This is a genomic window from Streptomyces sp. SUK 48 (assembly GCF_009650765.1).
Taxonomy (GTDB): Bacteria; Actinomycetota; Actinomycetes; order Streptomycetales; family Streptomycetaceae; genus Streptomyces.
Genome location: NZ_CP045740.1, coordinates 2348817 through 2366729, shown reverse-complemented (window position 1 = coordinate 2366729; position 17913 = coordinate 2348817). Strand labels below are relative to the sequence as shown.

Sequence of the window (17913 nt, the reverse complement as noted above, 5' to 3'; positions counted from 1 at the left end):
GCGGGCCGGCAGGGCCGGAAGGGCAGGGCGAGAGGTGACGCACACGCCGCTCCTCGCCCTACGCGGCTGCTGGAAGGCCAGTCGGGCCGCGAAACCTATCAGCAGCCACGTTCATCAAGTTCCTTCTTCCGGGGAGCGCGGTCGAGTCGTGCCGATTGGGTGGTGCCTCATGGTGGCGGAAAGCGGATAGGCCGAGCGTGTGTGCGTCCGTGGGGCGGGCCTAGCCCGTAAAGATCCTGGTGGAGCGGGGCGGCAGGGGGGTAGTCCATCGGCGAAATCCGGTGGTCGCCGTGAACCGGGTGTTCCCATTCCGGTCCCGATTCCGGGAAACAGGATTCGATGGGCGCATCCCGGTAAGGGGGCATTCCGCTTCACGGTCGTCGCCTAAGGGGCGGCCGGGTCTCCCGGGGGGCTCTTTGCCCGTCCGTCGGCCGGAGGCGGACCCTGGCGAGCGGGGCGGCGAAGCCCTTCCCGGGACCGCCTACCCTTGAGCCATGACCAGCAGCAGCGACCGGAGCCCCGCAGTGGACGTGCCCGCACCCAAGAGCTACGAGATCCGCACCTATGGGTGCCAGATGAACGTCCACGATTCCGAGCGATTGGCCGGACTGCTGGAAGAGGCCGGGTACGTACGGGCGCCGGAGGACGCCGACGGCGACGCGGACGTCGTCGTCTTCAACACGTGCGCGGTACGGGAGAACGCCGACAACCGGCTGTACGGCAACCTCGGCCGGCTCGCGCCGCGCAAGACGTCCCGGCCCGGCATGCAGATCGCGGTCGGCGGCTGCCTCGCGCAGAAGGACCGCGACACCATCGTGCGCAAGGCGCCCTGGGTGGACGTCGTCTTCGGCACGCACAACATCGGCAAACTTCCCGTGCTCCTGGAGCGCGCCCGCGTCCAGGAGGAGGCGCAGGTCGAGATCGCCGAGTCGCTGGAGGCGTTCCCCTCCACGCTGCCGACCCGCCGCGAGAGCGCGTACGCCGCCTGGGTCTCGATCTCCGTCGGCTGCAACAACACCTGCACCTTCTGCATCGTCCCGGCGCTGCGCGGCAAGGAGAAGGACCGCCGGCCCGGCGACATCCTCGCCGAGGTCGAGGCGCTGGTCGCCGAGGGCGTCTCGGAGATCACGCTGCTCGGCCAGAACGTCAACGCGTACGGCTCCGACATCGGTGACCGCGAGGCGTTCAGCAAGCTGCTGCGGGCCTGCGGGAACATCGAGGGCCTGGAGCGGGTCCGGTTCACCTCCCCGCACCCGCGTGACTTCACCGACGACGTGATCGCCGCCATGGCCGAGACGCCGAACGCGATGCCGCAGCTGCACATGCCGCTCCAGTCCGGTTCGGACACGGTTCTCAAGGCGATGCGCCGCTCCTACCGGCAGGATCGCTACCTCGGGATCATCGAGAAGGTGCGCGCGGCGATCCCGCACGCGGCGATCACCACCGACATCATCGTGGGCTTCCCCGGCGAGACCGAGGCGGACTTCGAGGAGACCCTGCACGTCGTGCGCGAGGCACGGTTCGCGCAGGCGTTCACCTTCCAGTACTCCAAGCGGCCCGGGACCCCGGCCGCGACCATGGACGACCAGATCCCCAAGGAGGTCGTGCAGGCGCGGTACGAGCGGCTCGTCGCCCTTCAGGAGGAGATCTCCTGGGACGAGAACAAGAAGCAGGTCGGCCGCACGCTGGAACTGATGGTCGCGGAGGGCGAGGGCCGCAAGGACGGCGCCACGCACCGGCTCTCCGGGCGCGCCCCCGACAACCGGCTGGTCCACTTCACCAAGCCGGAGCAGGAGGTACGGCCCGGCGACGTGGTCACCGTCGAGGTGACGTACGCCGCCCCGCACCACCTTCTCGCCGAGGGCCAGGTCCTCGCCGTGCGCCGCACGCGCGCCGGCGACGCCTGGGAGAAGCGCACGGCCGAGGCCGCCGCCAAGCCGGCCGGCGTCATGCTGGGCCTGCCGAAGATCGGCGTCCCGGCCCCGCTGCCGGCGGCGACCGGCGGGTGCGGCTGCGACTAGGGCCTCATCTTCCGGATCAGGCCGGCTCCGGCCGACGGCGCTTTGGTGCCGACCCGGGCGGAGCCGACGCTGACACCGGCCAGGGGGTGAGCCCGGGCCGGGGCGTTCCAGCCTGGGGTGCCCCCTGATAGCCGGGCTGCCCCCCCCGTCAGGCTGCCCGCCCATGCCCACGCCGGGTTACCCTGCCGATCATGCTTGTCGCCGCCGCCGTCTGCCCCTGTCCGCCGCTGCTCGTGCCCGAGGTCGCCGCGGGTGCCGCTCCTGAGATGGATGCCGCGCGTGCGGCCTGTGCGGATGCGCTCGGTGTGCTCGCGGCCGCTCGTCCGGATCTGCTGATCGTCGTCGGGGCCGCCGGGCCGGGCGAGGGCGGGCGGTTCCCGGAAGGCAGCCCGGGTTCGTTCGAGGGGTACGGCGTCGACCTGGACGTCCGTCTCGGGGCCGGCGCGCGGAACAAGGAAGCGGCGCGCGAGCTGCCGTCCTCGCTGGCCGTCGGCGCCTGGCTGCTGGAGCGGACCGGCTGGGCCGACGCCCCGGTCGAGGGCCTTGGCGCGGAGGAGACGCTCACGCCCGAGCGGTGCGCCGAGACCGGCCGGGAAGCCGGAGAGCGCGCCGGCCGCGTGGCCCTCCTCGTCCTGGGCGACGGCAGCGCGTGCCGCACCGTCAAGGCCCCCGGCTACCTGGACGAACGGGCGGCCCCGTACGACGACGCGGCCGCCCGGGCCCTGGCCACGGCCGACCTCCCCGCCCTGCGCGCCCTGGACGCCGCTCTCGCCCGCGCCCTGAAGTCCTCGGGCCGCGCCCCCTGGCAGATCCTGGCCGGCGCCGCCGAGGGCGCCGACCTCGACGGCAGCCTGCTGTACGAGGACGCGCCCTACGGCGTGGGATACATCGTCGCCACCTGGTCCTAACGGGCCGGGTCCCGGCGGACCGGCGTCCCGGCGGACCGGCGCGGTCGCCGGCTCAGGAGGCCGGCGGCGGTCCCTGCGGCGGAGTGGGCGGGTTCGGCCGGGCGCCCGGCGTGCCGTCCGGATGCTCGTCCATGTGCGCCAGGCGGTCCATGGCGTCCTTCGCCTTGCCCGTGCCCGCCTGGATCTTGTCGCTGTACTTGTGCTTGGTGCGGTCGTCGACGGCCTTGGCCGCCTTCTCCAGGCCCTCGGACACCTTGTCGCCGTGCTGGCGCGCGAGGTCGGACATCTTGTCCTTGGCCGGGCCGAGCTTGGCCTTCATGTTGTCGAACAGACCCATGGTCCACCTTCCCTCGCGGATTACTTCCGGACGCCCTTGGCGGACTGCTGCCGGGGGATCTGGGTGGCCTCGGACGACTCGTCCGCACCGGTCGCCCGCGCCGGCTCCGTCTCCTCCGCCCCGGCCGCCTCCATCGACGCCCGCCGAGTCGCCTTCGACCTGCCCAGGAGCCGTGAAATCATGCCCATATCCCCTCCATACGGTACTCGCGCGGGCGAATTCCCGCGTCACGCGGTGCGTACGGCCACGCCGTCCGGGTCACCGCCGCGGAACAGCCGCACCAGGCACCTCGCCCCGGGCAACGACCCGGCGACAGGCTCCGTCACGTAACTCGTTCGAGACCCCGCCGCGAGGTTTGCGAGACTGGTGCGGTGAGCAGCGCATCCCCCGCCCCCCGAGTCATCGCCGTCGTCGGACCCACCGCGGCCGGAAAGTCCGATCTCGGCGTCTTCCTGGCCCAGCGACTCGGCGGCGAGGTCGTCAACGCCGACTCGATGCAGCTCTACCAGGGGATGGACATCGGCACCGCCAAGCTGACGCCCGAGGAGCGCGGCGGCGTACCCCACCACCTCCTGGACGTCTGGGACGTCACGGAGGCCGCCTCGGTCGCCGAGTACCAGAAGCTGGCCCGCGGCCACATCGACGCGCTGCTCGCCGAGGGCCGCTGGCCGATCCTCGTCGGCGGCTCCGGGCTGTACGTCCGCGGCGCCGTCGACAACCTGGAGTTCCCCGGCACCGACCCCGAGGTCCGCGCCCGCCTGGAGGAGGAGCTGGCCCTGCGCGGCTCCGGCGCCCTGCACGCCCGCCTGGCCGCCGCCGACCCCGCGGCCGCCCGCGCGATCCTGCCCGGCAACGGCCGCCGTATCGTCCGCGCCCTCGAGGTGATCGAGATCACCGGCCAGCCCTTCACCGCCAACCTCCCCGGCCATGACTCGGTCTACGACACCGTCCAGATCGGCGTCGACGTGGCCCGCCCGGAACTGGACGACCGGATCACGCGCCGTGTCGACCGGATGTGGGACGACGGTCTCGTGGACGAGGTGCGCGTGCTGGAGGCGCGGGGGTTGCGCGAGGGGCGCACGGCCTCGCGCGCGCTGGGATACCAGCAGGTGCTCGCGGCACTGGCCGGTGAGTGCACGGAAGCGGAGGCGCGCGCCGAGACCGTGCGCGCCACCAAGCGCTTCGCGCGCCGACAGGATTCGTGGTTCCGCCGCGACCCCCGGGTGCACTGGCTGAGCGGCGCCGAAGCCGACCGCGGGGAACTTCCGGAGCAGGCCCTGACGTTGGTCGAACGACCGGTCACAGCCTGATCACGTGATGGCATCGGGATGCGCCGCCGGTCATCGGCGCCTTCGGCGCCGTGCCATCATCGTGCTTCGATCGACCAAGTGGAGTCCTAGTTGGGAGGGCGCGTGGCGATGGAGGCCGGCCCTCGCGACACCGCACCGGGTGCCGAGCGCGTCACCACCGAGGGTGACCGACCGGACCAGGGCGAGGGCCCCCGAGAGGATCTTCGCGAGGACCTTCGCGAGGATCTTCGGGAAGATGTCCAGGACGACATCGGCGACGGCCTCGTGGCCGAGACCGAGGACCGGCTCGCCGACGACGGGCCCGACGAGACCGCGGACGGCGTGACCGAGGACGGTCCGGCGCCCGAGGAGATGTACACCAGCGGGCCCGAGGTCGAGGTCGAGCTGCGCCCGCAGCGCCGGCTGCGCATCTGGCAGCTCGCGCCGATCGTGGGACTGTCCGCCGTCGGCTCCCTGATGTTCGCCTTCCCGCTCGCCTTCGACGGCGACAGCGGCGCGGTCATCGCCATGCTCGGCCTGCTGATCTGCAGCTGCGCCGCAGGCTGGGGCATGATGGCTGCCCGCCGCGTGGGCTACACCTGGCCCGGCCTGCCCCCGCGCGGCTCCGGCCGCCGCCCGGACTGGCGCGTGGTCCTCGGCTACGCCCTGCTGGTCGCCGTGGTGGCCGTACTCGCCGTGTGGCGCGTGGCCCGCCTGCGCTGACGGCGCCTGCGGCGACCGCGCCCGAGCGGGCCGCCGAAGCAGTCCCCCGAAGCGGGCCCCCGAGGCAGACCCCAGACCCCAGAAGCGGGCCGCCGCCGCAGGCCCTCTACGCCGCCGCTGCCCCCGTGGCCGCCGCAGAACCTCTGTCGTACCGACGCCGTACGATCGAGGAATGAGCACGCGGATCGCCTTCCTCAAGGGTCACGGCACGGAGAACGACTTCGTGATCGTCCCGGACCCCGACAACGCCATCGAGCTGTCCCCGGCCGCCGTGGCCGCCCTGTGCGACCGCCGGGCCGGCATCGGCGCCGACGGCGTGCTGCACGTGGTGCGCTCCGCCGCGCACCCCGAGGCGCGGGCGATGGCCGGCGAGGCCGAGTGGTTCATGGACTACCGCAACAGCGACGGCTCGATCGCGGAGATGTGCGGCAACGGCGTCCGCGTCTTCGCCCGCTACCTCCAGCACGCCGGGCATGTCGCCGAGGGCGACCTCACCATCGCCACGCGCGGCGGCGTCAAGAGCGCGCACATCGCCAAGGACGGGGACGTGACCGTCGGCATGGGCGGCGCCCGCCTCCCCGAGGGGGACGTCACGGTGCGCGTCGGCGAGCGCAGCTGGCCCGCCCGGAACGTCAACATGGGCAACCCGCATGCGGTCGCCTTCGTGGCCGACCTCGCACACGCCGGCGACCTGTACGGCCCGCCGCCGGTCAGCCCCGAGGGTGCGTACCCGGACGGGGTCAATGTGGAGTTCGTCGTGGACCGCGGCCCCCGCCATGTCGCGATGCGGGTGCACGAGCGCGGCTCCGGCGAGACCCGCTCCTGCGGCACCGGCGCCTGCGCCGTCGCCGTGGCCGCCGCCCGCCGCGACGGCGCCGACCCGGCCGTCACCGGCACCCCCGCGACGTACACCGTGGACGTGCCCGGCGGACGCCTGGTCATCACCGAACGGCCGGACGGGCAGGTCGAGATGACCGGACCCGCGGTGATCGTCGCCGAAGGAGTGATCGACGGCGAGTGGCTGGAAAACGCCCTTCGCTGACCTGCCGAAAACGTCCTCACGACAGGCTCGGGCAGCCGGAACAGCGGTCCTGGGTCCCGGGCCGGATCGAATCCACGGACGACGCCAGGGCAGGTGGCGCAAAACTTAAACCTCCTTTTCGTCGCTCGAATGGGTGATCCGTTTCACGCTCGGCGAGAGGCGGTCTGTCGCACGTGGTGGGCTCGATAGCATCAAGCACCGGCACGGACGGGGGAGCGTCGGCACCCCGCGCCGCGCATGCCCTGGGGCTCCGTCCGCCGGTCCACGAGCCGGAGGTGCCCATGAGTGCGGAGGCCACGAACCCTTCGACCCCGGTCCCGGTGGTGCCCACGGCCGTGACGGCCGCCGTGGCACCCGCGTCGGTGCGCCGGAAGTCCCGGCCCAGGATCGACCTGCGCCGGCTCGGCCGGGCCGCGCTGCTCGGGCCGAACGCCCGGGACAGACTGCCGGACGCGATCGGCCATGTGGTGGAGGCGCACCGCGCCCACCATCCCGACGCCGACCTCGACCCCCTGCGCCGCGCCTACGTGCTGGCCGAGTCCTCGCACCGCGGCCAGACGCGCAAGAGCGGCGAGCCGTACATCACGCATCCGCTCGCCGTGACCCTCATCCTCGCCGAACTCGGCGCCGAGACCACGACGTTGACGGCCTCGCTGCTGCACGACACGGTCGAGGACACCGAGGTGACGCTGGACCAGGTGCGCGAGCAGTTCGGCGAGGAGGTCCGCTACCTGGTCGACGGCGTCACCAAACTGGAGAAGGTCGACTACGGGGCCGCCGCCGAGCCCGAGACCTTCCGCAAGATGCTCGTGGCCACCGGCAGCGACGTGCGCGTGATGTCGATCAAACTCGCCGACCGGCTGCACAACATGCGCACCCTCGGGGTGATGCGCCGCGAGAAACAGGAGCGGATCGCGGGCGTCACCCGCGACGTCCTCATCCCGCTCGCCGAACGCCTCGGCGTCCAGGCGCTGAAGACCGAGCTGGAGGACCTGGTCTTCGCCATCCTCCACCCCGAGGAGTACGAGCACACCAGGGAACTCATCGCGGAGAACGCGGACCGTACCGCCGACCCGCTCGCCGTGGTCGCCGACGAGATGCGCGGGGTGCTGCGCGAGGCCGGCATCCCCGCCGAAGTCCTCATCCGCCCGCGCCACTTCGTCTCCGTGCACCGAGTGGCCCGTAAACGCGGTCAGTTGCGCGGCGCCGACTTCGGCCGGCTGCTGGTCCTGGTGGGCGAGGACGCCGACTGTTACGGGGTGCTGGGCGAACTGCACACCTGTATGACGCCGGTGGTCTCGGAGTTCAAGGACTTCATCGCGGTACCCAAGTTCAACCTGTACCAGTCGCTGCACACCGCCGTCGCGCGCCCCGACGGCCAGGTCGTCGAAGTCCTCATCCGCACCCACCAGATGCACAAGGTCGCCGAGGCCGGCGTCGTGGCGCTCGGCAACCCCTACGCCTCCGGCACGGACGCCCCGGGCACGGACACCCCCGGCACGGACGCCCCCGCCACCGAGGACCCCGCCGACGGCGAGCGCGCCGACCCCACCCGCCCCGGCTGGCTCTCCCGCCTCCTGGAGTGGCAGCAGGCCGCGCCCGACCCGGACACCTTCTGGTCCACCCTGCGCGAGGACCTCGCCCAGGACCGCGAGATCACCGTCTTCCGCCCGGACGGCGGCACCCTCGGCCTGCCCGAGGGCGCCAGCTGCGTGGACGCCGCCTACGGGCAGTACGGCGAGGACGCGCACGCCTGCATCGGCGCCCGCGTCAACGGCCGCCTGGCCACGCTGAGCACGGTCCTGAAGGACGGCGACACCGTCGAACTCCTCATGGGCCAGGACCCCGCCTCCGAGCCGTCCCGCGAGTGGCTGGAGCACGCCCACACCCCGGCCGCCCGCATCGCCATCCAGCGCTGGCTGACCACGCACCCCGGCGGTGGCGCCCCCGCCGACGAGCCGGCCGGCTATCGCGCCGACGCCGACTTCCGCGAACGGCGCGCCCCGGAGTTCGGGCCCGGCGGACGCCCCCAGGGCGCCGACGTCAGCACCGACCGCCCCGGCGCCGCCGTACGCCTCGCCGGATGCTGTACGCCCGTGCCGCCCGACGAGATCACCGGCTTCCCGGTCCGCGGGGGAGTGGTGACCGTGCACCGCGTGGAGTGCGTGGCGGTGGCGCACATGAAGAGCCGGGGGCGTACGGAGACCGGGGTGCGCTGGGGGGAGAGCACCGCGTGCCGGGTCACCCTGGTCGCCGAATCGTTCGGCCGCCGCGGTCTGCTCGCCGACCTCACCGAGGCCATCGCGCTGGCGGGCGGCGACATCGTCTCCGCCACGGTGGAACCGCCCAGCGAGCAGCGGGTGCGCCACACCTACACCCTCCAGCTCCCGGACGCCGCGGGCCTGCCCTCCCTGATGCGCGCCATGCGCGACGTCCCGGGCGTGTACGACGTGAGCCGCACCCAGCACCAGGCACTGGAGCCGCGGATTCCGTAGCGGCCCCGCCGGGCCGCGCGTTCCCGCGCCCCGCTCACCGCGGGCAATCCGTTCGGGTGGGCCGGGCGCGCGTCGTCGCCGTACGGCGGGCGGGCGCTGGTAGCGGTGGTCCATGCCGCTCAACCCCCGCCACCGGGCCACCTCTGCCCCCGCCCCCCGGCAGCGGACGGCCCCCCGCCGCCGCAAGGCCGTCCTGCTCGCCTCCGCCGCCTCCGTCTGCTCGCTGTGCCTGCTCGGCGCCGCCGCCCCGCCCGTGCCGCTCGGCATCGGCGACCGGCTGTACCCGACGCTGGGCAACCCCGGCTACGACGTCGCGTCGTACGACGTGGATCTCACCTACCCGGGCACCGACGACAAGCCGCTCCAGGCCGTCACCACCATCGACGCCTGGGTCACCGCCGACCTGGACCGCCTCAACCTGGACTTCGCGCGCGGCACCGTCCGCTCCGTCGCGGTCGACGGAGTCCCGGCGGAGTTCGCCAGCGCCGGCGAGGACCTGGTCGTCACCCCCGTCCAGCGCCTGCGCCGGGGCGACTGGGTCCGGATCACCGTGCGGCACACCAGCGACCCGAGGCCCGCAGGCGACCAGAAGGGCGACGGCGGCTGGGTGCCCACCACCGACGGCCTCGTCATGGCGAACCAGGCCGACGCCGCCCACCTGGTCTTCCCGTGCAACGACCACCCCTTGGACAAGGCGATGTTCACCTTCCGGGTCACCGCGCCGAACGCCTACACCGTGGTCGCCAACGGCCTGCCGACCGGCCGCGAGCGCACCGGCTCCGACACCACCTGGACCTATCGCACCGAGCACCCCATGGCCACCGAGCTGGCCCAGGTCTCCATCGGCCGCTCCGCCGTGCCGCGCCGCGAGGGCCCGCACGGGCTGCCCCTGCGCGACGTCGTCCCCAGCGCCGACCTCAAGACCCTCGAGCCCTGGCTCGCCAAGACGCCCGACCAGATCGCCTGGATGGAGAGCAAGGTCGGCGCGTACCCGTTCGAGACGTACGGCGTGATCATGGCGAACGCCACCACCGGCTTCGAACTGGAGACGCAGACCCTCTCGCTCTTCGAGAAGAGGCTGTTCACCGAGCCCGCCTACCCCAAGTGGTACGTCGAGTCGGTCATGGTGCACGAGCTGTCCCACCAGTGGTTCGGCGACAGCGTCAGCCCCGCCTCCTGGTCCGACGTATGGCTGAACGAGGGACACGCGACCTGGTACGAGTCCCTGTACGCGGAGGAGAAGGGCCACCAGCCGATGGTCGACCGGATGAAGGCCGCCTACGCCGCCTCCGACGGCTGGCGCGCCTCCGGCGGACCGCCCGCCCTGCCCAAGCTGCCCGAGGCCGGCCAGAAGATCAGCATCTTCCGGCCGAGCGTCTACGACGGCGCGGCGCTCGCCCTCTACGCCCTGCGGCAGGAGATCGGCCGCCCGGCCTTCGAACGCCTGGAGCGGCTCTGGGTCCGCGACCACCGCGACGCCAACGCCTCCACCGACGACTACATCGCCCTCGCCTCCCAGGTCGCCGGCCGGGACCTCGGCGGCTTCCTGCACGGCTGGCTGTACGGCGAGAAGACCCCGCCGATGCCGGGCCACCCGGACTGGAAACCGGCCGACGCGCCCGCGAAGGCCGCGAAGCCGGCCAAGCGGCCGGCCCGCAGGTGAGCGGGCGGGCGGCGCCCCGGACCCGGAAATCGGGGGCGGCGGCCCCGCCCCGGCCCCGCGTTAACACGGTGACGCGGCGCGCCGCCTCGTGCGACCATCTTCGGGTCGGCGCCGCGCGGGACACGGGAATCTCCCGGGGTACCCGAGCGTTGACCATGACGAGCGGCCCGGCCGGGCCCCCGTACCGACGCCGGCACGGCACTCCCATCGACGTAAGGATCCAATGACCTCCTCTTCTTCCCCTTCCCAGGACGCCAAGCGCACGGCGCACGCCTACCCCGAGGGTCTTCGGGCCGATGCCCTGATGGAAGAGGACGTCGCCTGGAGCCACGAGATCGACGGAGAGCGGGACGGCGAGCAGTTCGACCGCTCCGAGCGCGCGGCCCTGCGCCGCGTGGTGGGTCTGTCCACCGAGCTGGAGGACGTCACCGAGGTCGAGTACCGCCAGCTCCGCCTGGAGCGGGTCGTGCTCGTCGGCGTGTGGACCACCGGCACCGTGCAGGACGCGGACAACTCCCTCGCGGAGCTGGCCGCCCTCGCGGAGACGGCGGGCGCCCTCGTGCTCGACGGCGTCATCCAGCGCCGCGACAAGCCCGACGCGGCCACCTACATCGGCTCCGGCAAGGCCCTGGAGCTGCGTGACATCGTCATGGAGACGGGCGCGGACACCGTGATCTGCGACGGTGAACTGAGCCCCGGCCAGCTGATCCAGCTGGAGGACGTCGTCAAGGTCAAGGTCATCGACCGCACCGCCCTGATCCTGGACATCTTCGCCCAGCACGCCAAGTCCCGGGAGGGCAAGGCGCAGGTCGCGCTCGCCCAGATGCAGTACATGCTGCCCAGGCTGCGCGGCTGGGGCCAGTCGCTGTCCCGGCAGATGGGTGGCGGTCGCGGCGGCCTCGCCACGCGTGGTCCCGGTGAGACCAAGATCGAGACGGACCGGCGCCGCATCCGCGAGAAGATGGCGAAGATGCGCCGGGAGATCGCGGACATGAAGACCGGCCGCGAGATCAAGCGCCAGGAGCGCCGCCGGAACAAGGTGCCCTCCGTCGCCATCGCCGGTTACACCAACGCCGGCAAGTCCTCCCTGCTCAACCGGCTCACCGGCGCGGGCGTCCTGGTCGAGAACGCGCTGTTCGCGACCCTGGACCCGACCGTGCGCCGGGCGGAGACCCCGAGCGGCCGGCTGTACACCCTGGCGGACACCGTCGGCTTCGTCCGGCACCTTCCCCACCACCTGGTCGAGGCGTTCCGCTCCACCATGGAGGAGGTCGGCGACTCCGACCTGATCCTGCACGTGGTGGACGGCTCGCACCCGGTCCCCGAGGAGCAGCTCGCCGCCGTGCGCGAGGTCATCCGGGACGTCGGCGCCACCGGCGTGCCCGAGATCGTCGTGATCAACAAGGCGGACGCGGCCGACCCGCTGGTCCTCCAGCGGCTGCTGCGCGTCGAGAAGCGCTCCATCGCGGTCTCGGCCCGCACCGGCCAGGGCATCGCCGAACTGCTCGCGCTCATCGACGAGGAGCTGCCGCGCCCCGAGGTCGAGGTCGAGGCGCTGGTGCCGTACACCCACGGCAAGCTGGTCGCGCGCGCCCACACCGAGGGCGAGGTGATCTCCGAGGAGCACACCGCGGAGGGCACCCTGCTCAAGGTCCGGGTGCACGAGGAACTGGCGGCGGACCTGGCGCCGTACACGCCGGTCTCCGCGGCCTGACCCACGGCAGCACGAAGGCCCGCCACCCCCTCGGGGCGGCGGGCCTTCGCCGTCGTACAGGCTTACGGTCGTACGGTCCTACGAGCGCCGCAGGGGCCTACGAGGACTGGGCCCTACAAGGACTGGGCTCTACAAGGACTGGCCTTGCGAGGTCTGGTCCTACGGGGACTACCGCCCGGCGAACTTGTCGCTGACCGACTTGTACACGCCCTTGGCCACGTCGCCGAAGCGGGGACCCGCCAGCCAGCCGGACGACACCGGGCCGATCGAGGTGTTGGACACCAGCGCCGGCTTGCCGTCCGCACCGGTCTCCACCCAGCCGCCGCCGGAGGCGCCACCGGTCATGGTGCAGCCGATCCGGTACATCGTCGGGGCGGCCCGGTCCATCGACAGCCGGCCCGGCTTGTCCTGGCACTGGTACAGCAGCTGGCCGTCGTACGGCGGCGCCGCCGGGTAGCCCGAGGCCGTCATGCGCGTCACCTTCGCCACGGCCGGCGCGTCGAAGTCCACCGGCAGCGCGCCGCCGACCGTCTCCTCCAGCGACTTGCCGCCGGTGCCCTGCTCCGGCGTCACATGGATGACCGCGAAGTCGTACGGCGCCCCGTCACCACCGGTCTCGCCGCCCTTGTCGATCCACTGCTGGGAGGTCTGCGCCGCGTCCGCCCACCAGACGCCGTACGGGGCGATCTGCTCCCGGGCGGCGTGCTGGAGCCGGTCGACCGACTGGGCCGCGTTGTTGTACGACGGCACGAAGGCGAGGTTGCGGTACCAGCCGCCGCTCTTGCCGGCGTGCACACAGTGGCCCGCCGTCCACACGAGGTTGGACTTGCCCGGGTGCGCGGGGTCCTCCACGACCGTGCCCGAGCAGACCATGTGGCCCTCGGGGGAGTCGAAGAACACCTTGCCGGAGGCGGCCGCGTTGGCGTGGTAAGGCGCCGCGACCCGCAGCGCCTTCACCGGCTGCGGCGTCGGGTCGGTCACGCCCTGGTCGCCCGAGATGTCGTTGTCGTCGACGCCCTTGTCCGGGTCGTTCGCGTGCCGCATCCGGTCCGGGTCCCACAGGCCCTTGATGATCGGGTTGATGAAGTCGTTGGCCTGGCGCAGCCAGTCCTTGCGGTTCCAGTCCTTCCAGGCGCCGTTCTTCCACTTGTCGACGTCGATCCCGTGCTCCCTGAGCTTCTGGCGCACATCCTCCGGGATCTTGATCTTTCCGTCGCCGGTGCCGGCCGCGGCGGCGGAGGCGGACGGCTTGCCGTCGGCCTGGTCGTCGCCGTTGCAGGCGGTGGCGGTCAGCGCCAGCGCCGAGGCGAGGGCGACCGCCGCCAGCGAGGTCGAGGCGCGGCGGGTGCCCCCTCCTCGCCGGTCGGTGGACGACGGCCGTATGGATCGCATGCTCGTGACTCCCCGTGTGATGACGGAACTTCGGCGCGCGGCCAGGACACCGGCGGCCCCCTCGGGGAGAGTTCGGGCCGGTGTCATGACCTTTCGGAACGGCATCACACCCTATGCGGTCGGCAGCCTCGACTTTTGCCGGTACGGCAACGGTTTCGCTACGAGCGGCGCGCGGACCGGCACATCGATCCGGGGCGAGGCCGTGACCCCGGCGCCCGGTGAGCGGTTGTAGGCGGCGGGGGGCCCGCTGCCTGTCCTTGGTCCCCGTGGATCAACTCGCCTGTTTACAGCGGGAGGACAGCCAGCCGTGGCCGTGACCGAGTCGTTGGCGGAAGAAGCACACGGGCCGGCGGGTGCCGTGCACGAGGGGATCCTGCGGCGCCAGTCGGCGCGCGAGTCCTCGGCGCGCACCTACGCGCGGGCCCTGCCCATCGTGCCCGTGCGGGCGCGCGGGCTGACCATCGAGGGCGCGGACGGCCGCCGCTATCTGGACTGCCTGTCCGGCGCGGGCACGCTCGCGCTCGGCCACAACCATCCGGTGGTCCTGGCGGCCGTGCGCCGAGTCCTGGACTCCGGCGCCCCGTTGTCGGTCCTCGACCTCGCGACCCCGGTCAAGGACGCGTTCATCACCGAGCTGTTCCGCACCCTTCCGCCGGGTCTCGCCGGGCGGGCGCGGGTGCAGTTCTGCGGACCGGCCGGCACGGACGCCGTCGAGGCCGCCCTCAAACTGGTCCGGGCCGCGACCGGCCGCACCGGGGTCCTCGCCTTCACCGGCGCGTACCACGGCATGACGGCGGGCGCGCTGGCCGTCTCCGGGGGCGCGCCCGAGGTCCAGGCCGCCCGCCTGCCCTATCCGCAGGACTACCGCTGTCCCTTCGGCGTCGGCGGCCCGCGCGGCGCCGAACTCGGCGTCCGGTGGACCGAGTCACTGCTCGACGACCCCAAGTCCGGGGTGCCGCTGCCCGCCGGGATGATCCTCGAACCGGTGCAGGGCGAGGGCGGGGTGCTCCCGGCCCCGGACGACTGGCTGCGCCGGATGCGCCGCCTCACCGCGGACCGCGCGATCCCGCTGATCGCCGACGAGGTGCAGACCGGCGTCGGCCGCACCGGCGCCTTCTGGGCCGTCGACCACAGCGGCATCACCCCCGATGTCATGGTCCTCTCCAAGGCCATCGGCGGCAGCCTCCCGCTGGCCGTCATCGTCTACCGCGACGACCTCGACGTCTGGCAACCGGGCGCCCACGCAGGCACGTTCCGCGGCAACCAGCTCGCGATGGCCGCGGGCACGGCGACGCTCGCGTACGTCCGGGAGAACGGGCTGGCGGAGCGCGCGGCCCGGCTCGGGACGCGCATGATGGAGCAACTGCGGTCGGACCTCGAGGGGTTGGCGTGCGTGGGGGAGGTGCGGGGGCGAGGGCTGATGATCGGGCTGGAACTGGTGGAGCCGGGGGCGCCGGCGGCCGGTGACGGGCCCTCCGCGTCCGGCCGGGGCGGGAGGCCGGAGCCCGACGGCCTCGACGCGGTGCCTTCCGGCGAGGAGCGCTCGGTGTACGACCCCGGTGCCGCGCCCTTCGAGATGCGGCCCGGTGCCCGCGATCCCGGCGCCGCGCCCTCCCGCGCTCCTCGTCCCGCCGCTCCCGGACTCGCCGCCGCCGTCCAGCGCGAGTGCCTGCGGCGGGGGCTCATCGTGGAGCTCGGCGGCCGGCACTCCTCGGTGGTCCGGCTGCTGCCACCGCTGACGATCAGCGACGAGCAGACCGCGGCCGTACTGGACCGGCTGACGGACGCGGTGGCGGCGGTGGCCCGGGCCGACGAGAGGCATGGCCCCCACGGCGCACCCGAACACGACCCGGGTACGGGTACGGGCATGGGCGCGGATACGGGCGTGGGCACGGACTGACCGGAGGGGCCGCCGCACCCGGCCGCCCCCTCCTTCCGCCCGGCCTTCCCCGCCGCCCCCTCATGCCCAGCCCGGCTGTCCCGGCCACCCCGACCGACCGCCCCGCGAGACCGCCGACGACCCCGGGCCGCCACCCGTGCACAGCGACCGCCTCCGACCACCGCCGCACGGGCACGGGTCCACGCCGTACCGCCGTACCCGCCTCGCCCCTCCCGCTCCCATACCGCCTCGCCCCTTCCGCTCCCGTCCCCCGTCGCCGCCCCGCCCCCTCCCCTCCACCCCGCCGCCGAGGCCCGAGGGCGGTCGGCGGCCGACATGAAGCCCCCTCTTCCGCAGAGCCGCCGCCCCCCTTGCCCAGAGCCGCCGCCCTCCCCGACCCCGCCGAACCGGGCCCCGTCGCCCCGGCCCCGCACACCTCCCGAGGAGCCGTCTTGAACGCCACCCCCACACCCGACGGCCCCCTCGGCGGCCCCGACGAGCACGGGGCGCCCGGGACCGGCGCGCCCTTCGTCGAGGCGGTCCCGCAGCAGCGCCGGCGGATCGTGGACCCGGGCCGGTGGACCGAGACCGGCGCGGAGCCGCTGGACGATCCCGACGCCTCGGCCGCGGCGCGAGCCGCCGCCGTGGAGAACCTGCTGCGCTGCTGGGTGCGCGAGACCGGCCTGCGCGCCCCGGCGACCGGCACCCTGCGCATCGTGCTGCCCGCCACCGGCACCTGTCTGCTCGTCCCGGTCCGGTACTGGTCCCCGGCCGGCTGGCACCGCTTCGGGCCGCCCCGGTTCGCCGACGCGCCCGAGACCGCGCCGTCCGTCGACGCCGTCACCCTCGCGGCGCTGCTCACCCGGGAGAGCGGGGGCGACGACGACGGCGACCTCGTGGCCCGGGTCGCCGACTCCCTCCGCCGTACCGCCGTCTTCATCCGCGACCGGCGCGCCCGCCCCGCCGACGGCCCCGACCTCTTCCTCGGCGCCGAACAGGCCCTCCTCCTCGGCCACCCCCTGCATCCCACCCCCAAGAGCCGCGAGGGCCTGACCGAGGCCGAAGCCGCCCTCTGCTCACCGGAGTCGCGCGGCGCCTTCCCGCTGCACTGGCTGGCCGTGGCCCCCCGGCTGCTCGCCACCGACTCCGCCTGGACCGAGCGCGGCCGCCTCGTCCCCGCCGACCAGCTCATCCGGCACCTGGCGGCCACCACCCTGACCCTGCCCGACGGATACACCGCCCTCCCGCTGCACCCCTGGCAGGCCCGGGAGGTACGGCACCGCGCCCCCGTCGCCGCGCTGCTCGACGCGGGCCTCCTCAGGGACCTCGGCCCGGGCGGCCCCGCCTGGCACCCCACCTCCTCCGTGCGCACCGTCTACCGCTCCGGCGCCCCCGCGATGCTCAAGCTGTCGCTGGGCCTGCGCATCACCAACTCCCGCCGGGAGAACCTGCGCAAGGAACTGCGGCGCGGCGTCGAGGTGCACCGGCTGCTGCGCGCGGGACTGTTCAAACAGTGGCAGGCCGCCCACCCCGGCTTCGACATCGTGCGCGACCCGGCCTGGCTCGCCGTGGACGACCCGGACGGGCGCCCGGTGCCCGGCCTCGACGTGATGATCCGGCACAACCCCTTCACCCCGGCCGATGACGCGGGCTGCCTCGCGGGACTGATCGCGCCCCGGCCGCTCACCGACGCCTCCGCCACCGCCTCCGCCACGGCTCCCGGCATCGCTCCCCTTCCCGGCGGCCCGGCCCTCCCCGATCCCGCGACCACCGGCGCCCCCGTCCCGCCCGTGCGCTCCCGGCTCGCGCTGCTCGTCGCCCGGCTCGCGGCCCGCACCGGCCGTCCCGTCGCCGCCGTCGCCACGGAGTGGTTCCTGCGCTACCTGGAGCAGGTCGTACGCCCCGTTCTCTGGCTGGACGCCGAGGCCGGCATCGCCCTCGAAGCGCACCAGCAGAACACCCTCGTCCTGCTCGACCACGACGGCTGGCCCCGGGGCGGGCGCTACCGGGACAACCAGGGCTACTACTTCCGCGCCTCCCGCCGCGCCGAACTCGACGCCCGGCTGCCCGGCATCGGCGCGCACAGCGACACCTTCGTCCCCGACGAGGTCACCGACGAACGCTTCGCCTACTACCTCGCCGTCAACAACGTCCTCGGCCTGATCGGCGCCCTCGGCTCCCAGCGCCTCGCCGACGAACGCCTGCTGCTCGCCGCCTTCCGCCGCTTCCTCACCCACCTCGCCACCGGCCCCGCGGCCCTGCGCACCCCCCTGCCCGCCCGGCTGCTCGACTCACCCGTCCTACGCTGCAAGGCCAACCTGCTGACCCGGCTGCACGGCCTGGACGAACTCGTCGGCCCGGTCGACACCCAGTCCGTGTACGTCACCATCGCCAACCCCCTGCACCCGTAAGGCCCTCGGGCAGAGCAGAGAGGAACCCGCCGTGCCGCC

13 protein-coding genes are annotated in these 17913 nt (G+C 73.7%); 10 read left to right on the top strand and 3 right to left on the bottom strand.

The genetic code is table 11. The features are described from left to right. The first annotated feature begins 494 nt into the window (after window positions 1-494). Together miaB and GHR20_RS09840 are read left to right on the top strand one after the other, a co-directional pair. Window positions 495-2021 (top strand): tRNA (N6-isopentenyl adenosine(37)-C2)-methylthiotransferase MiaB, encoded by a 1527-nt coding sequence (gene miaB / locus GHR20_RS09845; protein ID WP_111580797.1) that lies wholly within the window; start codon window positions 495-497, stop codon window positions 2019-2021. 191 nt (window positions 2022-2212) lie between these two features. Further along, on the top strand, window positions 2213-2929 hold the full coding sequence (locus GHR20_RS09840) for a hypothetical protein (protein ID WP_153812966.1): 717 nt from the start codon (window positions 2213-2215) through the stop codon (window positions 2927-2929). 52 nt (window positions 2930-2981) lie between these two features. Here the strand turns inward: GHR20_RS09840 and GHR20_RS09835 are convergent, their stop codons facing one another. Together GHR20_RS09835 and GHR20_RS09830 are read right to left on the bottom strand one after the other, a co-directional pair. Further along, entirely contained in the window at window positions 2982-3266 is a 285-nt protein-coding gene (locus GHR20_RS09835) for an antitoxin (protein ID WP_111580799.1), read from the bottom strand. Between the two features lie 20 nt (window positions 3267-3286). Continuing rightward, entirely contained in the window at window positions 3287-3448 is a 162-nt protein-coding gene (locus GHR20_RS09830; protein ID WP_153812965.1) for a hypothetical protein, read from the bottom strand. 189 nt (window positions 3449-3637) lie between these two features. On the opposite strand from GHR20_RS09830, the gene miaA reads away from it, so the two are divergent. The 6 genes from miaA (at window position 3638) to hflX (ending at window position 12192) form a co-directional block, all read left to right on the top strand. Beyond that, complete coding sequence (miaA, locus tag GHR20_RS09825) at window positions 3638-4576, top strand: tRNA (adenosine(37)-N6)-dimethylallyltransferase MiaA (RefSeq protein ID WP_153812964.1); 939 nt, start codon at window positions 3638-3640, stop codon at window positions 4574-4576. 108 nt (window positions 4577-4684) lie between these two features. Beyond that, entirely contained in the window at window positions 4685-5278 is a 594-nt protein-coding gene (locus GHR20_RS09820) for a hypothetical protein (protein WP_153815915.1), read from the top strand. A 172-nt stretch (window positions 5279-5450) separates the two neighbouring features. Next, window positions 5451-6320 (top strand): diaminopimelate epimerase, encoded by an 870-nt coding sequence (dapF, locus tag GHR20_RS09815; protein ID WP_153812963.1) that lies wholly within the window; start codon window positions 5451-5453, stop codon window positions 6318-6320. 281 nt (window positions 6321-6601) lie between these two features. Next, a complete protein-coding gene (locus tag GHR20_RS09810) occupies window positions 6602-8815 on the top strand; it encodes an HD domain-containing protein (protein WP_153812962.1) in 2214 nt (737 codons plus the stop codon). Between the two features lie 112 nt (window positions 8816-8927). Continuing rightward, window positions 8928-10478, top strand: a complete 1551-nt coding sequence (locus GHR20_RS09805; RefSeq protein ID WP_148026252.1) for a M1 family metallopeptidase — start codon at window positions 8928-8930, stop codon at window positions 10476-10478. A 223-nt stretch (window positions 10479-10701) separates the two neighbouring features. Beyond that, a complete protein-coding gene (hflX, locus tag GHR20_RS09800; RefSeq protein ID WP_148026251.1) occupies window positions 10702-12192 on the top strand; it encodes a GTPase HflX in 1491 nt (496 codons plus the stop codon). Between the two features lie 168 nt (window positions 12193-12360). Here hflX and GHR20_RS09795 read toward each other — a convergent pair whose 3' ends face one another. Further along, window positions 12361-13584, bottom strand: a complete 1224-nt coding sequence (locus tag GHR20_RS09795; RefSeq protein WP_194858855.1) for a hypothetical protein — start codon at window positions 13582-13584, stop codon at window positions 12361-12363. 307 nt (window positions 13585-13891) lie between these two features. Between GHR20_RS09795 and GHR20_RS09790 the strand changes: the two genes are divergently transcribed. Next, on the top strand, window positions 13892-15484 hold the full coding sequence (locus tag GHR20_RS09790) for a diaminobutyrate--2-oxoglutarate transaminase family protein (protein ID WP_153812961.1): 1593 nt from the start codon (window positions 13892-13894) through the stop codon (window positions 15482-15484). Between the two features lie 431 nt (window positions 15485-15915). Further along, on the top strand, window positions 15916-17874 hold the full coding sequence (locus GHR20_RS09780) for an IucA/IucC family protein (RefSeq protein WP_153812960.1): 1959 nt from the start codon (window positions 15916-15918) through the stop codon (window positions 17872-17874). Window positions 17875-17913 lie beyond the last annotated feature (39 nt).